This is a genomic window from Nocardia sp. NPDC055053, assembly GCF_053608285.1.
Genome location: NZ_JBSGVD010000037.1, coordinates 1 through 15,752, shown reverse-complemented (window position 1 = coordinate 15,752; position 15,752 = coordinate 1). Strand labels below are relative to the sequence as shown.

The 15,752-nt window shown below is 69.2% G+C and carries 20 protein-coding genes and 1 pseudogene; 12 read left to right on the top strand and 9 right to left on the bottom strand.

Going from position 1 to position 15,752, the window contains the following annotated elements:
• Position 1: 1 nt before the first annotated feature.
• Together ACWF82_RS28435 and ACWF82_RS28430 are read right to left on the bottom strand one after the other, a co-directional pair.
• The gene (locus ACWF82_RS28435; protein WP_452506076.1) at positions 2-481 is read right to left on the bottom strand and encodes a DUF4240 domain-containing protein; all 480 of its coding nucleotides are present in this window, start codon (positions 479-481) and stop codon (positions 2-4) included.
• A 31-nt stretch (positions 482-512) separates the two neighbouring features.
• Positions 513-1,121 (bottom strand): TetR/AcrR family transcriptional regulator, encoded by a 609-nt coding sequence (locus tag ACWF82_RS28430; protein ID WP_452506074.1) that lies wholly within the window; start codon positions 1,119-1,121, stop codon positions 513-515.
• A 108-nt stretch (positions 1,122-1,229) separates the two neighbouring features.
• Here ACWF82_RS28430 and ACWF82_RS28425 point away from each other — a divergent pair, with 108 nt between their 5' ends.
• From ACWF82_RS28425 to ACWF82_RS28410, 4 genes are all read left to right on the top strand, one after another.
• Positions 1,230-1,883, top strand: a complete 654-nt coding sequence (locus tag ACWF82_RS28425; protein WP_452506072.1) for an FMN-dependent NADH-azoreductase — start codon at positions 1,230-1,232, stop codon at positions 1,881-1,883.
• Complete coding sequence (locus tag ACWF82_RS28420; RefSeq protein WP_452506070.1) at positions 1,880-2,200, top strand: DMT family transporter; 321 nt, start codon at positions 1,880-1,882, stop codon at positions 2,198-2,200. The genes ACWF82_RS28425 and ACWF82_RS28420 overlap by 4 nt, the downstream gene beginning before the upstream one ends.
• 55 nt (positions 2,201-2,255) lie before the next feature.
• Entirely contained in the window at positions 2,256-2,699 is a 444-nt protein-coding gene (locus ACWF82_RS28415) for an SRPBCC family protein (RefSeq protein WP_452506068.1), read from the top strand.
• Between the two features lie 73 nt (positions 2,700-2,772).
• Positions 2,773-3,210 (top strand): OsmC family peroxiredoxin, encoded by a 438-nt coding sequence (locus ACWF82_RS28410; RefSeq protein ID WP_452506067.1) that lies wholly within the window; start codon positions 2,773-2,775, stop codon positions 3,208-3,210.
• Positions 3,211-3,292: 82 nt separating this feature from the next.
• Here the strand turns inward: ACWF82_RS28410 and ACWF82_RS28405 are convergent, their stop codons facing one another.
• From ACWF82_RS28405 to ACWF82_RS28390, 4 genes are all read right to left on the bottom strand, one after another.
• On the bottom strand, positions 3,293-3,745 hold the full coding sequence (locus ACWF82_RS28405; protein WP_452506065.1) for a hypothetical protein: 453 nt from the start codon (positions 3,743-3,745) through the stop codon (positions 3,293-3,295).
• Between the two features lie 36 nt (positions 3,746-3,781).
• Complete coding sequence (locus tag ACWF82_RS28400) at positions 3,782-4,570, bottom strand: CbtA family protein (protein WP_452506063.1); 789 nt, start codon at positions 4,568-4,570, stop codon at positions 3,782-3,784.
• Positions 4,561-4,761: a CbtB domain-containing protein gene (locus ACWF82_RS28395; protein ID WP_378854277.1), complete on the bottom strand. Its 201-nt coding sequence runs from the start codon at positions 4,759-4,761 to the stop codon at positions 4,561-4,563. The genes ACWF82_RS28400 and ACWF82_RS28395 overlap by 10 nt, the downstream gene beginning before the upstream one ends.
• 226 nt (positions 4,762-4,987) lie before the next feature.
• Positions 4,988-5,311, bottom strand: coding sequence for an antibiotic biosynthesis monooxygenase family protein (locus ACWF82_RS28390; RefSeq protein WP_379077456.1), 324 nt, complete (start codon positions 5,309-5,311; stop codon positions 4,988-4,990).
• Positions 5,312-5,367: 56 nt separating this feature from the next.
• On the opposite strand from ACWF82_RS28390, the gene ACWF82_RS28385 reads away from it, so the two are divergent.
• On the top strand, positions 5,368-6,111 hold the full coding sequence (locus ACWF82_RS28385) for an alpha/beta fold hydrolase (RefSeq protein ID WP_452506061.1): 744 nt from the start codon (positions 5,368-5,370) through the stop codon (positions 6,109-6,111).
• Between the two features lie 89 nt (positions 6,112-6,200).
• Here the strand turns inward: ACWF82_RS28385 and ACWF82_RS28380 are convergent, their stop codons facing one another.
• On the bottom strand, positions 6,201-7,079 hold the full coding sequence (locus tag ACWF82_RS28380; protein ID WP_452506060.1) for an A/G-specific adenine glycosylase: 879 nt from the start codon (positions 7,077-7,079) through the stop codon (positions 6,201-6,203).
• Positions 7,080-7,169: 90 nt separating this feature from the next.
• Here ACWF82_RS28380 and ACWF82_RS28375 point away from each other — a divergent pair, with 90 nt between their 5' ends.
• Entirely contained in the window at positions 7,170-7,793 is a 624-nt protein-coding gene (locus ACWF82_RS28375; protein ID WP_452506058.1) for a carbonic anhydrase, read from the top strand.
• Between the two features lie 82 nt (positions 7,794-7,875).
• Entirely contained in the window at positions 7,876-8,565 is a 690-nt protein-coding gene (locus ACWF82_RS28370; RefSeq protein WP_452506056.1) for a hypothetical protein, read from the top strand.
• Positions 8,566-8,732: 167 nt separating this feature from the next.
• Here the strand turns inward: ACWF82_RS28370 and radA are convergent, their stop codons facing one another.
• Positions 8,733-10,133, bottom strand: coding sequence for a DNA repair protein RadA (gene radA / locus ACWF82_RS28365; RefSeq protein WP_379077442.1), 1,401 nt, complete (start codon positions 10,131-10,133; stop codon positions 8,733-8,735).
• Positions 10,134-10,325: 192 nt separating this feature from the next.
• Complete coding sequence (locus tag ACWF82_RS28360; RefSeq protein ID WP_452506054.1) at positions 10,326-11,051, bottom strand: hypothetical protein; 726 nt, start codon at positions 11,049-11,051, stop codon at positions 10,326-10,328.
• A gap of 351 nt (positions 11,052-11,402) precedes the next feature.
• Between ACWF82_RS28360 and carD the strand changes: the two genes are divergently transcribed.
• The 5 genes and pseudogenes from carD (at position 11,403) to rlmB (ending at position 15,641) form a co-directional block, all read left to right on the top strand.
• A complete protein-coding gene (carD, locus tag ACWF82_RS28355) occupies positions 11,403-11,891 on the top strand; it encodes an RNA polymerase-binding transcription factor CarD (protein WP_019044685.1) in 489 nt (162 codons plus the stop codon).
• Position 11,892: 1 nt separating this feature from the next.
• Positions 11,893-12,570 (top strand): annotated as a pseudogene (ispD, locus tag ACWF82_RS28350) (2-C-methyl-D-erythritol 4-phosphate cytidylyltransferase); the annotation flags it as partial.
• Between the two features lie 113 nt (positions 12,571-12,683).
• Positions 12,684-13,151 (top strand): 2-C-methyl-D-erythritol 2,4-cyclodiphosphate synthase, encoded by a 468-nt coding sequence (gene ispF / locus ACWF82_RS28345; protein WP_452506052.1) that lies wholly within the window; start codon positions 12,684-12,686, stop codon positions 13,149-13,151.
• A gap of 103 nt (positions 13,152-13,254) precedes the next feature.
• Complete coding sequence (cysS, locus tag ACWF82_RS28340; RefSeq protein ID WP_452506050.1) at positions 13,255-14,658, top strand: cysteine--tRNA ligase; 1,404 nt, start codon at positions 13,255-13,257, stop codon at positions 14,656-14,658.
• Positions 14,658-15,641, top strand: a complete 984-nt coding sequence (rlmB, locus tag ACWF82_RS28335) for a 23S rRNA (guanosine(2251)-2'-O)-methyltransferase RlmB (protein ID WP_452506048.1) — start codon at positions 14,658-14,660, stop codon at positions 15,639-15,641. The genes cysS and rlmB overlap by 1 nt, the downstream gene beginning before the upstream one ends.
• Positions 15,642-15,752: the final 111 nt, after the last annotated feature.

The window sequence follows — 15,752 nt, the reverse complement described above, 5'->3', positions numbered from 1 at the left end:
CTCAGGACCACCCAGCCGGGTTCGACGCGGTCTCGCGCGAGATGCCCGAACCCGTCTTCGGGAACCCGCCGTAGAGCTTGTCGTGCAGGTGGGCGAAGAAATAGCACATCTCCTCGCACTCGGCGTCCGGCACCGCGGCTGCCGGGTCGGCGCGCACGGTGTCGTAGAACTCGCGGCCCATAGCGACGATGAAGCCGCGGGCGTAGAGGAATCCGTCGTCGGAGCCGTCGGTGATCGCCTGGATGTCGGCGCGATCGATGTCGTAGAGCGCGCGTTCGGCGACCTGGTCGAGCGCGGTCAGCTCGGCGCTGGTGAAGTCGGTGCTCAGCGAGCGCAAAGCGTCGACGAATCGGCCGAGGATGTCGTCGTCGAATTCGCCGTCGAGGAGAGCGCGGCGCGATCCGGAGCCGGTTCGCTCCCAGGCGGTTTCGATCAGTGCCCAGAATCGAGCGGCTTCGGTGTCGGTGGGAAGTGTCGTCACCCGCGTGACGGTAGCGGCAGGGGCCGACAGGTCAGGACTGATCGAGCAGGCGGTGGGCGAGCACCGCCAGTCCCTCGGTGATCTGACCTGGTGAGAGTCCGCGTTCGCGTTGGTGCAGATAGACCTCGGCTGCCACGGGCGCGAGGACGGTATCGACCAGGGAATCCGGCTGGGCGACACCGGCTTCGGCAAGCAGCGCCCGCACGTGCGCCGACCAGAATCCGTACGCGCCGGTCGCGAAGCGCGCGCCCCCGGTTTCGGCACCGAGCACCAGATGCGCATGGGCCGTGAGCAATTCGACCATCGCGGCGTAGAAGGCGGCGAGCCGGTCGGCGGGTGACGCGCCGGGACCGAGTGGGGGTTGCCCGCGCAGGAGTTGTTCCTGGAGCGCGCGTTCGTGTTCGTCGAGCAGGGCGACGGCGATCGCGGTGCGGTCGGGGTAGCGGCGATAGAGGGTGCCGCGGCCGACGCCGGCCGCCTTGGCGATGTCGTCCATGGTGACCGTGCGTGGGTCGCGGGTGGCGAACAGTTCGGCGGCCGCCGCCAGCACCTTGGCCCGGTTGCGGGCCGCGTCGGTGCGCTCGGCGGGCTGCGGTGCGTCCAGCGCCGTGCCGGTGAGCAGGTCGGATCGGGGCTCCATGGTGTCGACTGTAGCCCAGAAACGAATATGTGGACAAGCTGTCCACTTGTGTTCTATCGTCGAGAAACCGGCAAACGGACATGATGTCCATTTATGGAAGGCTCGACCATGACACACCTGCTGCATCTCGACGCCAGCGCTCGCACCCGGTCGCTGAGCCGCAGGCTCGGCGCGGAATTCGTCCAGTCCTGGCGTGCCGAGACGCCGGACGGCGAGTACACCTATCGCGACCTCACCGCCCAGCCGACACCGTTCATCGGCGAGGGCTGGACCGAACTCTGCGACGCCGTCCTCGCCGCGGGCGGCACGGACCTCGATCGGCTCCCCGAGCTGGCCGTGACCCCCGCGGCGAAGACCGCATGGAAGATCGTCGAACCATTGCTCGCGCAGGTACTCGCCGCCGACGTCATCCTCATCGGCACCCCGATGTACAACTACTCGATCCCCGCCGCGCTCAAGGCCTGGCTCGACCAGATCACCTTCCCGCGAATGTCGCTGGGGGAGCGCAGGTTCGTGGTCGTCGGCGCCCGCGGCGGCGCCTACTCTCCCGGCGCGCCGAAGGCCGCCTACGACTACCAGGAGCGCTACCTGCGCGACTTCTTCGCGGGCCATTTCGCCGTCACCGACACCGCGTTCGTCCACGCCGAACTCGCCAATGCCGCGCAGGACCCGAACCTGGCCCACCTGCGCGACGCGCACGAGGCCTCGCTCGCCGCGGCGCTGACCGAAGTGCGCCTGCTCGCAAAGGATTACGTGAAATGAACTGGGTAGTACTCGGCCTCGCCGGCCTCGTCGAGATCATCTGGTCGCAGACCATCAAACCCACCGAGAACTTCACCAAACTCGGCCCGACCCTGCTCTGCGTCGCCCTCGGCTCGCTCGCGGTGTACCTGCTCTCGCGAGCCATGCACACGCTCCCGGTCGGCACCGCCTACGCGGTGTTCACCGGAATCGGCGCGCTCGGCGCGATCAGTCTCGGCGTCCTCGTCCACAAGGATCCGCTCAGCGCGGGCCGCATGCTGGCACTGGCGCTGATCCTCGGCGGGATCGTGCTCGCCCGCGTCACCAATCCCGAGTGACGCTGTCGCACAGCCGATGCGGTGATCGGCCGGTCCGGGCAGGTAAGGTCGGCTGATGGACCAGCCAGTTCGCCCCCCGGACCTGTCTGCGCGACCGCACGACCTCACGGTCGAGCGCGTGATGAAAGCCTCGCCCAGCCTGCTCTACGCGGCCTGGACCCAGGGCCTCGACCTGTGGCTGGCCGTTCCCGGATCGGTCCTCATGCGCCCCGCCGTGAACGAGCCGCTCTACTTCGACACCGGCTCGGCCGACAAACGCAACCCGCACTACGGCCGCATCCTGCTGCTGGAACAGCACCGGCGGATCGAATTCACCTGGGTCACCGCCGCCACCGACGGCGTGGAAACCGTGGTCGCCGCCGAATTCCTCAAGCAGCCACGCGGCATCCGGCTGCGCCTGCGCCACTCCGGCTTCCCCACCGCCGCCCTCCGTGACCTGCACCAGCAGGTCTGGCCGGACATGCTGGAACGGCTGGACGAGGTCACCGGCGCCGCCTGAGGCGCCGAACTCCGGCCGGGATCCGAGTAGGTTCGTCACCGGACGCAACACCCACCGAATCGAAAGGATTGCCATGCCGACTCGTAGCGCACGCACCCTCTGGGCAGGCGGACTGCAGGACGGTTCCGGGCAGGTCGAACTGGTCAGCTCCGGCGCGGGCAAGTTCGATGTGACCTTCCCGCGCCGCGCTGCCGAAGTCGCCGAGGGCACCAGCCCGGAAGAGCTGATCGCGGCGGCGCACTCGTCGTGCTACTCGATGGCGCTCTCGGCCGAGATCGCCAATGCGGGCGGCACCCCGGAAAGCCTGGATGTCACCGCCGACGTCACGCTCTCGCCGGACCCTGCCGGTGGGTTCCAGATCAGCAAGATCAAGCTGACCGTGCGCGCCGTCGCCGGCGGGCTCGACGCCGAGGGCTTCTACACCGCGGCCACCGCAGCCAAGAACGGCTGCCCGGTCAGCAAGGCGCTGGCCGGCGTCGCCGAGGTCGAGCTGGACGCCGAACTGATCTGATCCGTCCGGCATTTTCGTGCAGTTCGCCGCTGTCCAGTCGGAAAACTGACTGGCAGGGGCCGGATTGCACGAAAATGCCGGGTCAGCGCTGGGTGAACCACCGATGTGCGGCCGGGGTGTACATCGCCGGAACGGCGATCACCACCGCCAGGATGTGCACGGCCCGGCAGCCGGCCAGCACCGCCGAACTGGGGGAAAGGCCGGCGAACAGCTCGCCGAAGTCGTCGGTCGACAGCATGACCGCCAGCGGCTCGATGATCAGCGAGAGCAAGCCGACAACGCCGATGCCGACGGTCAGCAGCGCGCGGGCCACCCGGCTGCCGTTCACCATGTACAGTGCCACGGCCCCGACGACCAGGTAGATGGCGAGGCGGGGAAGCAATCCCGCTGCGGTGGCGCCGAATTCCGCACCGCCACGAGCAGCGCGCAGCAGTCCCTCGGCGGTGCCGGCGGCCAGGGCGGTGACGAGTCCGCAGAACGCGACGGTCACCGCGCGGGGTCGGGACGCGGAAACGGAAAAGGCAGTGCCGGTCATGACACCGACACTGCCTTTCGCTGATGCTCGCGAGGATCACCCTGCGGTAGCGACCTGCTCCACTACCGGAGTGCTACGGCGCGTGGCGAATTCGGTGAGCGCGGCGAAGGCCAGCCCCATAGCCACCCACAGCGTGGTGGTTTCGGCGAGCGAGGCCACCCGGAAACGCCACAGCAGCGTCGCGGGGAAGTCGTCGGCCACCTCGTTCACGCCGGGCAGCAGCACGTAGCCGACGGTCGTGACCAGCACGAACGCGGCCACCCCTGCGATCAGCCGGAGCGTCTCGAGCTGTCCGGCCAGCACCTTGTACGCGGCGATCGCGGCCGCGACGGCCAGCAGGCCGAGCACGACGGTGGCGACCCACAGCCAGGTGCGGTTGTTGATCGTCTCCGGATCACCCACGGCGGGCGGGTTGGCCGGGTACTTGAAGAACGGCACCGCGACGATCGCCGCCCACGCGAATCCCGCGGCGTACAGCGACAGCTTCGGCCCGGTCAGCGCCGTGAACCGGCGGGCGTAGTTCAGCGCCGACGCGAGCAGCGCGCCGAACGCCATCCCGGCCAGCCCGAGCGCGAGGAACTGTCCCGCCTTCTGGCCGGACCGGCTGACCAGCGGTTCGTCTTCGTCCCCATGGGAATGGCCCGCGGGCTCTGCCGCGTCGTGCCCGTGCTCGGCCGGTGCCGCGGCGGCCTCTTCGATGGCGATCGCGGCGTCCACCTGGGGTTCGCCGATGAAATAGCCCACTGTGGCGGCCAGCAGACCGGCGATCAGGCCGGCCAGCAGGCCGCGCAGCAGCAGGGTCTTGAGTGATCCGGTCAGTGGCACGGGACACCGAGCAGGTGACGTCCGTCGTGCATCAGCTCATGCAGGTACATCCCGCTACGCGAGACGGCCCCCTGATCGAACCCGACCAGGTACAGGGTGAGCAGTGCAAGCAGAACGACACCGACCGTGACGAGCACGGTTGCCAGGGTGTCCAGGCCGGTATCCCGGCTGGGTGAATGCGCGATGGCCATTCGGGTCCTCCTCAGGGATACGCGTCCCACGGTCGAAGTGTGGTGCGAAGGTGCCGGTGTCTGGCTCTCCGGCACCGGGAACCCGGTACTTGGATAACAGTGGCGCGACCGCTCCGGAATCTCACCGGAATTACCGCGCACCCTCGCGTTTGTTCCCTCGAACTGTGACAGTCGCGAGGTGCCCTCGTCAATACGCGCATCCGCATGTCCAGCGGAAACGCCGTTGTCAGGCCTTGGCGGGAACGTCCAGGACGACCTCGAACTCGAGCAGCGAGGCACCGGTCGACACCGGCTTGGGACGCTCGCCCTCGGCACCGTGTCCGGCGTGCGCGGCACGGGCCGGACCGTCGCGCCACGCGGCGAACGATTCCTCCGAATCCCATTGCGTCACCACGAAATACCGGTTGTCTCCGGCCACCGGGCGCAGCAACTGGAAGCCGAGGAAACCGGGGGAGTTCTCCACCGCGTGCGCGCGGGCGGCGAAGCGCTTCTCCAGCTCCGGGCCGGCGCCTTCAGGGATCTCGATCGCATTGATCTTCACAACAGCCATAGCGCCGACAATACGACCGCGCGGAAAACATCCCGCTCTGGGGCACAATCGTCAGGGTGTTGTACGACGAAGGCGGGACCGGCGTCCCGATCCTGCTGCTGCACGGGCTGATGGGCAGCGCGCGCACCTGGACAGATCAGCTGCCGTGGCTGCGCGAATTCGGCCACGTCTACACCGTCGACGCCGCGGGTCACGGCCGGGTGCCGCCCGCCGAGCTCAGCACCGAGGCGTTCGTCGCCGATCTCGCCGGGCTCACCGCCGAGATCACCGAGCCGATGGTGATAGTCGGGCACTCGATGGGCGCGATCCACGGCTGGGTCTTCGCCGCCACCTATCCCGAACGGGTGCGCGCGATCGTCGTCGAGGACATCGCGCCCGATTTCACCGGCCGCACCGCCGCGCACTGGGCCGAGCTGATCCACTCCTGGCCGCAGCCCTTCGCCGACGACCAGGCGGTGCTCGACTACTTCGGACCGGTCGCGGGCGCCTACTTCCTGCGCGCTTTCACCGCCGCACCCGACGGCTACCGGCTGCACGGCGAGGTCGACACGTTCCGGGCGATCTCCGAGGAGTGGGGCACGCGCGACTTCTGGACCGAATGGAAGTCGCTGCGGGTGCCCGCGCTGCTCATCGAAGGCGAGCACACCATCACCCCGCCGGGTCAGATGGTGGCCATGGCTGAGATGCACCCCGATGCCGAATACGTCTGTATCGCCGAAGCCGGACACTTGGTGCACGACGAACAACCCGGGCTGTATCGCGAGCATGTCAGCCGGTTCCTGGCGCGAGTCACCGGCTGACCCGCCCGCGTCTGGACAAGGCGCGGCAGCCACTCGCGCACGGCTGGCCTGTGCCATCCGGGTAGGGCGAGGCACCCGTCATCGGGAGGCTAGTCCGCAGCGCCACCTTCGCCTGCCAGCGCGAACAGTCCATCGTCGGTCTGCTCGATCAACCCGTCGACCAGCAGCGAGTCCAGGGCCCTTGCCCGCTGGCCGGGATCGCGCGTCCACGCCAGATCGAGGCGCACCTGTTCCACGGGACCGGACGCGTCGCGCAGCACGTCGAGCAGGCGTCCACGCGCCTGCCGGTCGGTGCCCTCGTACTTCTGCACCTTGCGGGCCACCGCGGCGGCGGGCTTGCCCGCCTCGACCCACGCGCAGGACGGCAACGGGCATCGCGTGCAGTCGGGATTGCGGGCCGTGCACACCAGCGCGCCCAACTCCATCAGCGCCGCCGAGAACTTCGCGGCGCGCGGCACCGGGACGGGCAGCAGCGCCTCGGTCTCGGCGAGATCGCGCGAAGACGGATTGCCCGGCTCGCGGCCGTGTACCGCACGCGCGACCACCCGGCGAACATTGGTGTCAACCACCGGAACTCGCTGACCGTAGGCGAAGCAGGCCACCGCGCGGGCGGTGTAGGCGCCGATGCCGGGCAGGCTCAGCAGCACGTCGACATCGGCCGGGACCACGTCGCCGTGTTCGGCGGCCAGCACCCGCGCGCACTCGTGCAACCGCAACGCCCGCCGCGGGTACCCGAGTTTGCCCCAGGCCCGCAGCACCTCGGCTTGGGAGGACGCCGCCATCGCCGATGGCACCGGCCAGCGCGCCACCCACTCCCGCCAGATCGGCTCGACGCGAACGACCGGGGTCTGCTGGAGCATGATCTCGCTCATCAGGATGTGCCACGCGGTTGCTTCCGGCTTGCGCCACGGCAGGTCACGCGCGGTGTCGGCGAACCAGTCCACCAGGGCTTCGGCGTCGATACTCACTGCTCCCGTTCCCACTCCGCCAGGCCGTGTTTGCCGACGCGTAACGCGCCGGACTCGCTGGTAACCAAGGGCGTGTGCACAATGGTCGGTATGCCTGGTTCCAATCCGATTAGCGCCTGGAAGTCACTGCGCGAAGGCAATGAGCGCTTTGTCAACGGCACTCTGCTGCATCCTAGCCAGGGTGCCGCGGATCGAGCCAAGCTCGTCAGTGGCCAGCATCCGCACGCGATCCTGTTCGGCTGTGGCGACTCCAGGGTGGCCGCCGAACTGATCTTCGACCAGGGTCTCGGCGACATGTTCGTCGTCCGGACCGCGGGTCACGTGGTCGACAGCTCGGTGCTCGGGTCGATCGAGTACGGCGTCGAGGTGCTCAACGTGCCGCTGATCGTGGTCCTCGGCCACGACAGTTGCGGCGCGGTGAAGGCCACCATCGACGCGCTCGACGGCGGCGAGGTGCCCGGTGGGTTCATCCGCAGCGTCGTCGAGCGGGTCACCCCGTCGATCCTTGTCGGCCGCCGCGAAGGCCTCACCTCGATCGACGAGTTCGAGGCGCGGCACGTCGAGGAGACAAGCAGGCTGCTCATGCAGCGGTCGATGATCATCTCCCAGCGCGTGGCCACCGGTCAGCTCGCGATCGCGAGTGTCACCTACAAGCTCGCCGACGGCCGCGCGCACCTGCGCCGGGCCGTCGGGAACATCGGCGAGGTGGTCTGAACCGGGGTATCTACCCGTTTTGGGCCGCCGACACGCCGAGGTCATCGAGCGCGGGCCCGCGCGGTGCGCTTACCGTTGAGGCGTGCTGGAACCGAATGGACCGCTGCCTCCGGAGATCTACTGGCGTCGCCGTGCACTCGCCATCGGCGTCATCGTCGTCGCGCTGGTGATCGTGATCTGGCTCGTCACCATGGTCGCGCGCGGCGGGGACTCGTCCGGGAAGACCGATGCGGCGACGACGACCACGTCCGAGTCGAGCACCAGCAGTTCCGCCGAGTCGAGCTCGACAACGGCGAGCAGCAGCTCGGCGACCGCAACGACCAGTGCCGCGGCGACCAGTTCGGCAGCGACCAGTTCTGCGGCGGCCCAGCCAGCGGCTGAGCCGTGTGGCGATCAGTCGCTGGCGCTGAAGGTGACGGTCGGGCAGCCGACGTATCGGGTGGGGGATCAGCCCGCGTTCGGGACTGTCATCACGAATATCTCGTCGGCGTCCTGTTCACGGGATCTGGGGCCGGGTCCGCAGTTCCTGGTGTACACGCTCGACGGCCAGCGGCGGCTGTGGGCGAGCAACGACTGCAACCCGGACGGGCCGCCCGATCTGAAGACGCTCGGGGCAGGCGAACAGCTCTCCTACAAGGGCACCTGGTTCGGGACCACCTCGCAGCCCCAGTGCGCCGGAGAGCGATTGCCGGTGCCCGCGGGCGCCTACATGGTGGTCGCGCAGCTCGGCGCCATTCGCAGCGCGGCCGAGCCCTTCAACCTGGCGGCGTGACCCGGCCGAGCCGCATACACCGGCGTGCGGACCGTGCATTGTGCGGGTGCGCTGTAAGTCACATGTTCAAGTTGGGGCAATTTGCAGCCTTCGCATGATCGATGCGCGCGTCAATGGTTGTTGGCAGGGAAATGCCGAATTTCGGTGAAATCGGTGGTTTGCCGGGGTTATTCCACGGGAACCGGGTCGCGGGGTGCGCGGGATTTGCGGAGTTCGGCGAGCCGCAGGGCCGAGCGGAGGTCGCCGACCTCGTGGATACGCATCGAACCGATCTTGGTTTTCTCCGAACCCGGCGGGACGAGGGCGGTGGTGAAGCCGAGGCGCTCGGCCTCGGCGAGCCGACGGCCGAGCCCGGTGACCTTGCGGACTTCTCCCGCCAGGCCCACCTCGCCGAGGATCACCCAGCCCGCCGGCAGGGCTATATCGGCCTCGGCGGAGGCGATGGCAAGGGCGATGGCGAGGTCGGCGGTCGGCTCGACCAGGCGCATGCCGCCGACGGTCGCGGCGTAGACGTCGTGCTTGCCGAGGAACACCCGGCCGCGGCTCTGCAGCACGGCCAGCACCATGGCCACCCGGTTGTAGTCGAGGCCGCTCACGGCACGGCGGGGCTGGGGGATCTCGGTCTTGACGGTCAGGCCCTGCACCTCGGCGACCAGCGGGCGCTTACCGTCCATCGCCACGGTGACCGCGGTGCCGGGGACGGTGTCGGTGCGGTGGTGCAGGAACAGCCCGGACGGGTCGTCGACGCAGGCGATGCCGTCCTCGTGCAGTTCGAAACAGCCCACCTCGTCGGCACTGCCGAAGCGGTTCTTGATGCCCCGGATCATGCGCAGGGTGGAGTTCTTGTCGCCCTCGAATTGCAGCACCACGTCGACGAGATGCTCGAGCGTGCGCGGGCCCGCGACATTGCCGTCCTTGGTGACATGGCCGACCAGCAGCACCGCGATCCCGCTGGCCTTGGCCAGTGATGTCAGCGCCGCGGTCACCGCGCGCACCTGGGTGACGCCGCCGATCACGCCGTCCACCTCGGGCGCGAGCATCGTCTGCACCGAGTCGACCACCAGCAGCGTCGGCCGCACCTGTTCCACGTGCCCGAGCACGATCGACAGGTCCGATTCGGCGGCCAGGTACACCCGGTCGTGCACGGCGCCGGTGCGGTCGGCCCGCAGGCGCACCTGCCCCGCGGACTCCTCGGCCGTCACATACAGCGAGGTCTCGCTGCGCTGCGCGGCCCATCGGTGGGCGACCTCGAGCAACAGGGTCGACTTGCCGACGCCCGGCTCACCCGAGAGCAGCACCACCGAACCCGGCACGACACCGCCACCGAGCACCCGATCCAGCTCACTGACCCCCGTCGACCGCGCCTGGGTGACCTTGGCGTCGATCTGCGACAGCGGTGCCGCCGCCGTGGTCGGCAGCATCGCCCGCCGCCCCGGCGCCGCGGCGGACGCCGACGCGGCGGTCTCGTTCACTGTCCCCCAGGCGCCGCACTCGGGGCACTTCCCCACCCATTTGGACACCTCGTGCGAGCACGCGGTGCACCGGAAGACAGCTTTGGTCTTGGCCACACGCGCACCCTACGGATCGGCTCCGACAAAAAGAAAAGCCGCCGCGATCACCGCGACGGCTTTTCACGACCGCACCACAACGTTTCCGGCCACCTCGCGTCCGAGGGGCGAGACGGAACGCCGAAGGCGCAGTATCGCCCCTCGGACGCGAGGTCACGAGGCCGGAAACACGCGGCGCCAGCCGCCGATGGCTCAGTGCCCGCCGCTGCCTTCGGGGGCGGGGCCGGACTTCTCGTTCTCGACGCGCTGGAACGCGGCGGCGTCGACCGGGACGGACACCTGCACGGTGCCGGCGTCCTTGAAGTTGAAGGTGACGTTGTAGGTCAGACCCGGATCGATCTCCTTGGTCAGGCCGGTGATCTCGATCGTGCCGGGCTTGGCCTCGGGATCGATGGACGGCTTGTCGCCCGCCGGGGCCGCCGTGGTGGTCGGCGCGCCGGTGGTGGTCGGAGCCGCCGTCGTGGTCGGGGCCGCCGTGGTGGTCGGCGCCGCGTGGTGGTCGTCCGACTGGGCGGCGGCGACCTTGACCGGGCCTGCGACGACGGTCTGCTGCGGCTTCAGCACGAACTTGGCGTCGCCCGCCGGGCCGGTGAGCTTGACCTGACCGAGGTCGGTGGTCACGCTGGTCAGCTCGTCGGTGACGGTTTCGCTGTTGTTGATGATCGACAGCGCGATCACCGCCTTGCCACCCTTGTCGTGCTCGGCGGCCGCCTCGGGGTACACGATGTGCACGTTGCGCAGGGAGATGTCGCCGACGTCGGCGTGGTTGCCGTTGATGGCGGCGGCCTGCGACGCCGTCTGGGCGTGCTGGCCGGCGCTGCAGCCGGTCAGGGCGATGCCCGCGGCAGCGGCGAGCGCGGCAACCGTCACCATGCGACGTCGCGCCGACGGGGCGGTCACAGCTTTCAGGGCAGTCACGGTTTGTCCTCCATGTCGACCGGGCTCACTCCGTCCACACAGGGATCGGAGGGTAGTAACTAGGCAGCGTAGTAGTTCGCTCCGCGCGCGTGGCGTCCGGGCTCGCGACGCGCGGGCGCGGAAGTAACAGTTCGGTGTCCGGAGCGGGGTTGCCGGATCGATGCCGGGCGCGTACGGCGCGATGACGGCTCGCTGTGCTGGTGGTTAACCCGTTCTGGCGCAACACAATGCACAACAATTACGCGTTGTCAACCCCTACGATGGCCTCGTTGTGGCCCTGACCTGCACAGTTGATCGCGCCGTTATCGAGTCGCATGTTAAACTGTGAACATCGAAAGGGGCACGGGACACATGATTTTTAAGGTCGGAGACACCGTCGTTTACCCCCACCACGGAGCGGCGCTGATCGAAGCAATCGAGACCCGCACCATCAAGGGTGTGCAGAAAGAGTATCTGGTCCTGAAGGTCGCGCAAGGTGACCTGACCGTTCGGGTTCCCGCAGAGAACGCCGAATATGTCGGCGTCCGTGACGTCGTCGGCCAGGAGGGTCTCGACCGCGTCTTCCAGGTGCTGCGCGCGCCACACACGGAGGAGCCGACCAACTGGTCCCGCCGTTACAAGGCCAACCTCGAGAAGCTCGCCTCCGGCGATGTGAACAAGGTGGCCGAGGTCGTGCGTGACCTGTGGCGTCGTGAGCAGGATCGCGGCCTGTCCGCCGGTGAGAAGCGGATGCTGGCCAAGGCCCGTCAGATCCTCGTCGGTGAGCTCGCGCTCGCCGAGGGCACCGACGACGGCAAGGCCGAATCGCTGCTCGACGAGGTCCTCGCCGCGGCTTCCTAGAGTGCGACCTGTCGTAGCACTGGTCCCTGCCGCCGGTCGTGGCGTGCGCCTGGGTGAATCCACCCCGAAGGCGTTCGTCCCGGTCGGCGGTACACCTATGGTTCGGTTGGCCGTCGATGGGCTGATCGCGTCCGGTGCGGTGCACCGGGTTGTCGTGGTCGTGCCCGCCGACCTGGTCGATGCCGCGTCCGCTCTGCTGTCCACCACCTCACTGACCGGCGGTTCGATGCCCCCTGTGCCGGTGCAGGTCGTCGTTGGCGGCGCCGAGCGCACCGATTCGGTGCGCGCCGGGATCGCGGCCGCGCCCGATGCCGCGTTCTATCTCGTGCACGATGCCGCTCGCGCGCTCACTCCACCGGAGTTGATCGCGCGGGTGGCCGCCGAGTTGCAGGCGGGTAGTCCCGCCGTCGTTCCCGCCCTGCCGGTCGTCGACACCGTGAAATCGGTCGACGACGCGGGCGTGGTGACCGGCACCCCTGATCGCGCCCACCTGCGCGCCATCCAAACCCCCCAGGGCTTCGCCGCCGACCTGCTGCGCGAGGCCTACGCCACCGAGGTCGGCGCGACCGACGACGCGGGCCTGGTCGAACGCCTCGGCGTCGCCGTGCGCACAGTCGCGGGCGATCCCCTCGCCTTCAAGATCACGACCCCACTCGACCTGCGCCTGGCTGAATCGCTGTGCGCCGATCGAGTGCCTGCTGCGGGCGACCCTGCTGCCGGCGGGGACGACACCGTCGAGGTTGCGCGCCCGACCCTTGCCGTCGCGGAGCGTCCCGATCAGGCGGTCGTCCGATGAGAGTCGGAATCGGCAGCGACGTGCACCCCATCGAGCCCGGCCGCCCCTGCTGGATGGCCGGCCTGTTGTTTCCCGACGCCGACGGTTGCGCCGGGCACTCCGACGGTGACGTCGCCGCGCACGCGCTCTGCGACGCGCTGCTCTCGGCCGCCGGCCTGGGCGATGTCGGTGCCGTCTTCGGCGTCGGCCGTCCGGAGTGGGCCGGGGTCACCGGCGCCGCCATGCTCACCGAGGTCCGCAGGCTGCTGGCCGAGGAGGGGTTCGAGGTCGTCAACGCGGCGGTGCAGGTCATCGGCAATCGCCCGAAGATCGGCCCCCGTCGCGCCGAGGCCCAGAAAGTGCTGGGCGAACTGCTCGACGCCCCGGTCTCGGTCTCCGGCACCACCACGGACGGTCTCGGGTTGACCGGCCGCGGCGAGGGCATCGCGGCCATCGCCACCTGTCTGATCACGGCGTGTTCGTAGCCCAACGCTTTCTCGCCACTTCGTTCCGCCGTCCTACAACCACGGCGAGCCACGAACCGGCCGGTCATCTCCACCACCATCCCACCGACTAGGATCGAATGCCGTGACCTTGCGCCTTTTTGACACCGACACGCGGACCCTGCGGGAATTCACCCCGTTGGTCCCCGGCCGTGCCTCGGTGTATCTGTGTGGGGCCACCGTGCAGGGTCAGCCCCATATCGGGCACGTGCGCAGCGGCGTCGCCTTCGACGTGCTGCGCCGCTGGCTGCTCGCGCACGACTACGACGTGTGGTTCATCCGCAATGTCACCGATATCGACGACAAGATCCTGAACAAGGCCGCCGAGGCGGGCAGGCCGTGGTGGGAGTGGGCCGCCACGCACGAGCGCGCCTTCGACTCCGCCTACGAGATACTCGGCGTGCTGCCGCCCTCGGCCGAACCACGCGCCACCGGCCACATCACCCAGATGGTCGGGCTGATGCAGCGGCTGATCGAGCGCGGGCACGCCTATGCCGCCGACGGTGACGTCTACTTCGACGTGCTGAGCTGGCCCAGCTACGGCGAGCTGTCCGGCCACAAACTCGACGACGTGCACCAGGGCGAGACCCCGACGCGCGGCAAGCGCGACCCCCGCGACTTCACGCTGTGGAAGGCCGCCAAGCCGGGCGAGCCGAGCTGGCCGTCGCCGTGGGGCCCCGGCCGCCCCGGCTGGCACCTGGAATGCTCCGCGATGGCCGAGTTCTATCTCGGCCCCGAATTCGATATCCACTGCGGTGGAATGGATTTGATTTTCCCGCACCACGAGAACGAGATCGCCCAGTCCAAGGCGTCCGGCGGCGGATTCGCGCGTTACTGGCTGCACAACGGCTGGGTGACGATGGGCGGGGAGAAGATGTCGAAGTCGCTCGGCAATGTGCTCTCGGTGCCGAATGTGCTCAGCCGGGTCCGCCCGGTCGAATTGCGTTTCTACTTGGGCAGCGCGCATTACCGTTCGATGCTCGAATATTCCGACAAAGCGCTCGACGACGCGGTCGCCTCGTATCAGCGTATCGAGGCATTCGTCCATCGCGTGCTCGACCGGGTAGGCGAGGTCCCGGTCGGTAAATGGACCGACGGATTCGCCGCCGCGCTCGACGACGATCTGGCGATTCCGAAGGCGCTGGCCGAAATTCACCATGTGGTGCACGAGGGCAATCGCGCGCTGGAGGCCGGCGCGGTCGAGACCGCGGCCGAGCTGGCCGGCCAGGTCCGCGGGATGCTCGGCATCCTCGGCGCCGACCCGCTCGACGCGCACTGGTACACCCCCGCCGACAACTCGGCGGCGCTCGACGCGCTGGATGTGCTGGTCCGCTCCGAGCTGGATCGCCGGGCGAGCGCGCGGGCGGAGAAGAACTGGGCAGAAGCCGATGCCGCACGGGATCGGCTCGTCGCAGCGGGTATCGAGGTCACCGATACCCCGCAGGGGCCGGAATGGTCGCTGGGCGCATCGAGCGGAAAGGCGAACTGATGGCAGGCAATTCACAGCGACGCGGAGCGGTCAGGAAGGGCGGCACCAAGAAGGGTGCCGTCGTCGGTACCGGCGGTAAGCGTCGCCGCGGGCTCGAGGGCAGGGGCGCCACACCGCCCGCCGAGGCCCGCACCAAGCATCCCGCCGCCAAGCGCGCCGCGGCCGCGGCGAAAGCCAAAGCGGCGCAGTCGCGTCCGTCCGGCAAGGCCGGTGTGCCGCGGGTCGGCCGCAAGTCCGACGACGGCCCCGAGCTGGTGCTCGGCCGCAACCCGGTGCTCGAGTGCCTGCGCGCCGAGGTGCCCGCGACCGCGCTGTATGTGGCCGTCGGCACCGAGAACGACGACCGGCTCTCCGAGAGCGTGCAGCGCGCCGCCGACTTGGGCATCTCGATCCTGGAGGTGCCGCGCACCGATCTGGATCGGTTGAGCGCCAACGGTTTGCACCAGGGTGTCGCCCTGCAGGTGCCGCCGTACCGCTACGCCCACCCCGACGATCTGATGGACCGGGTGAAGGTTTCCGGCGAGCCCGGGCTGCTCGTCGCCCTGGACAACATCTCCGATCCGCGTAACCTCGGCGCTGTCATCCGCTCGGTGGCCGCGTTCGGCGGTCAGGGCGTGGTGATTCCGCAGCGTCGCAGTGCCAGCGTGACCGCGGTGGCGTGGCGCACCAGCGCGGGCGCCGCGGCCCGGCTGCCCGTCGCCAGGGCGACCAACCTGACCCGCACGCTCAAGGATTGGGCCGCGCAGGGCTTCCAGATCGTCGGTCTCGACGCGGGTGGCGACACCCCTCTCGACGAATTCGACGGCAGCATGCCGACGGTCGTCGTCGTCGGCTCCGAGGGCAAGGGCCTGTCGCGCCTGGTCCGGGAGAACTGCGACTCGATCCTGAGCATCCCGATGGCCGGTCCGGTCGAGTCGCTCAACGCCTCGGTCGCCGCCGGTGTGGTCCTCGCCGACATCGCGAGACAGCGCCGTCTGGGCTGAATTATCTGAGCGCTGGCGCGCTCGAGTCGCGGCCCCTTGTGTCCCGCCGGTCAGGCACCGTTGCCTGCACGCGCGCGAGGGCCGGGACGGGCTGGCGCGCACCCCGCCCAC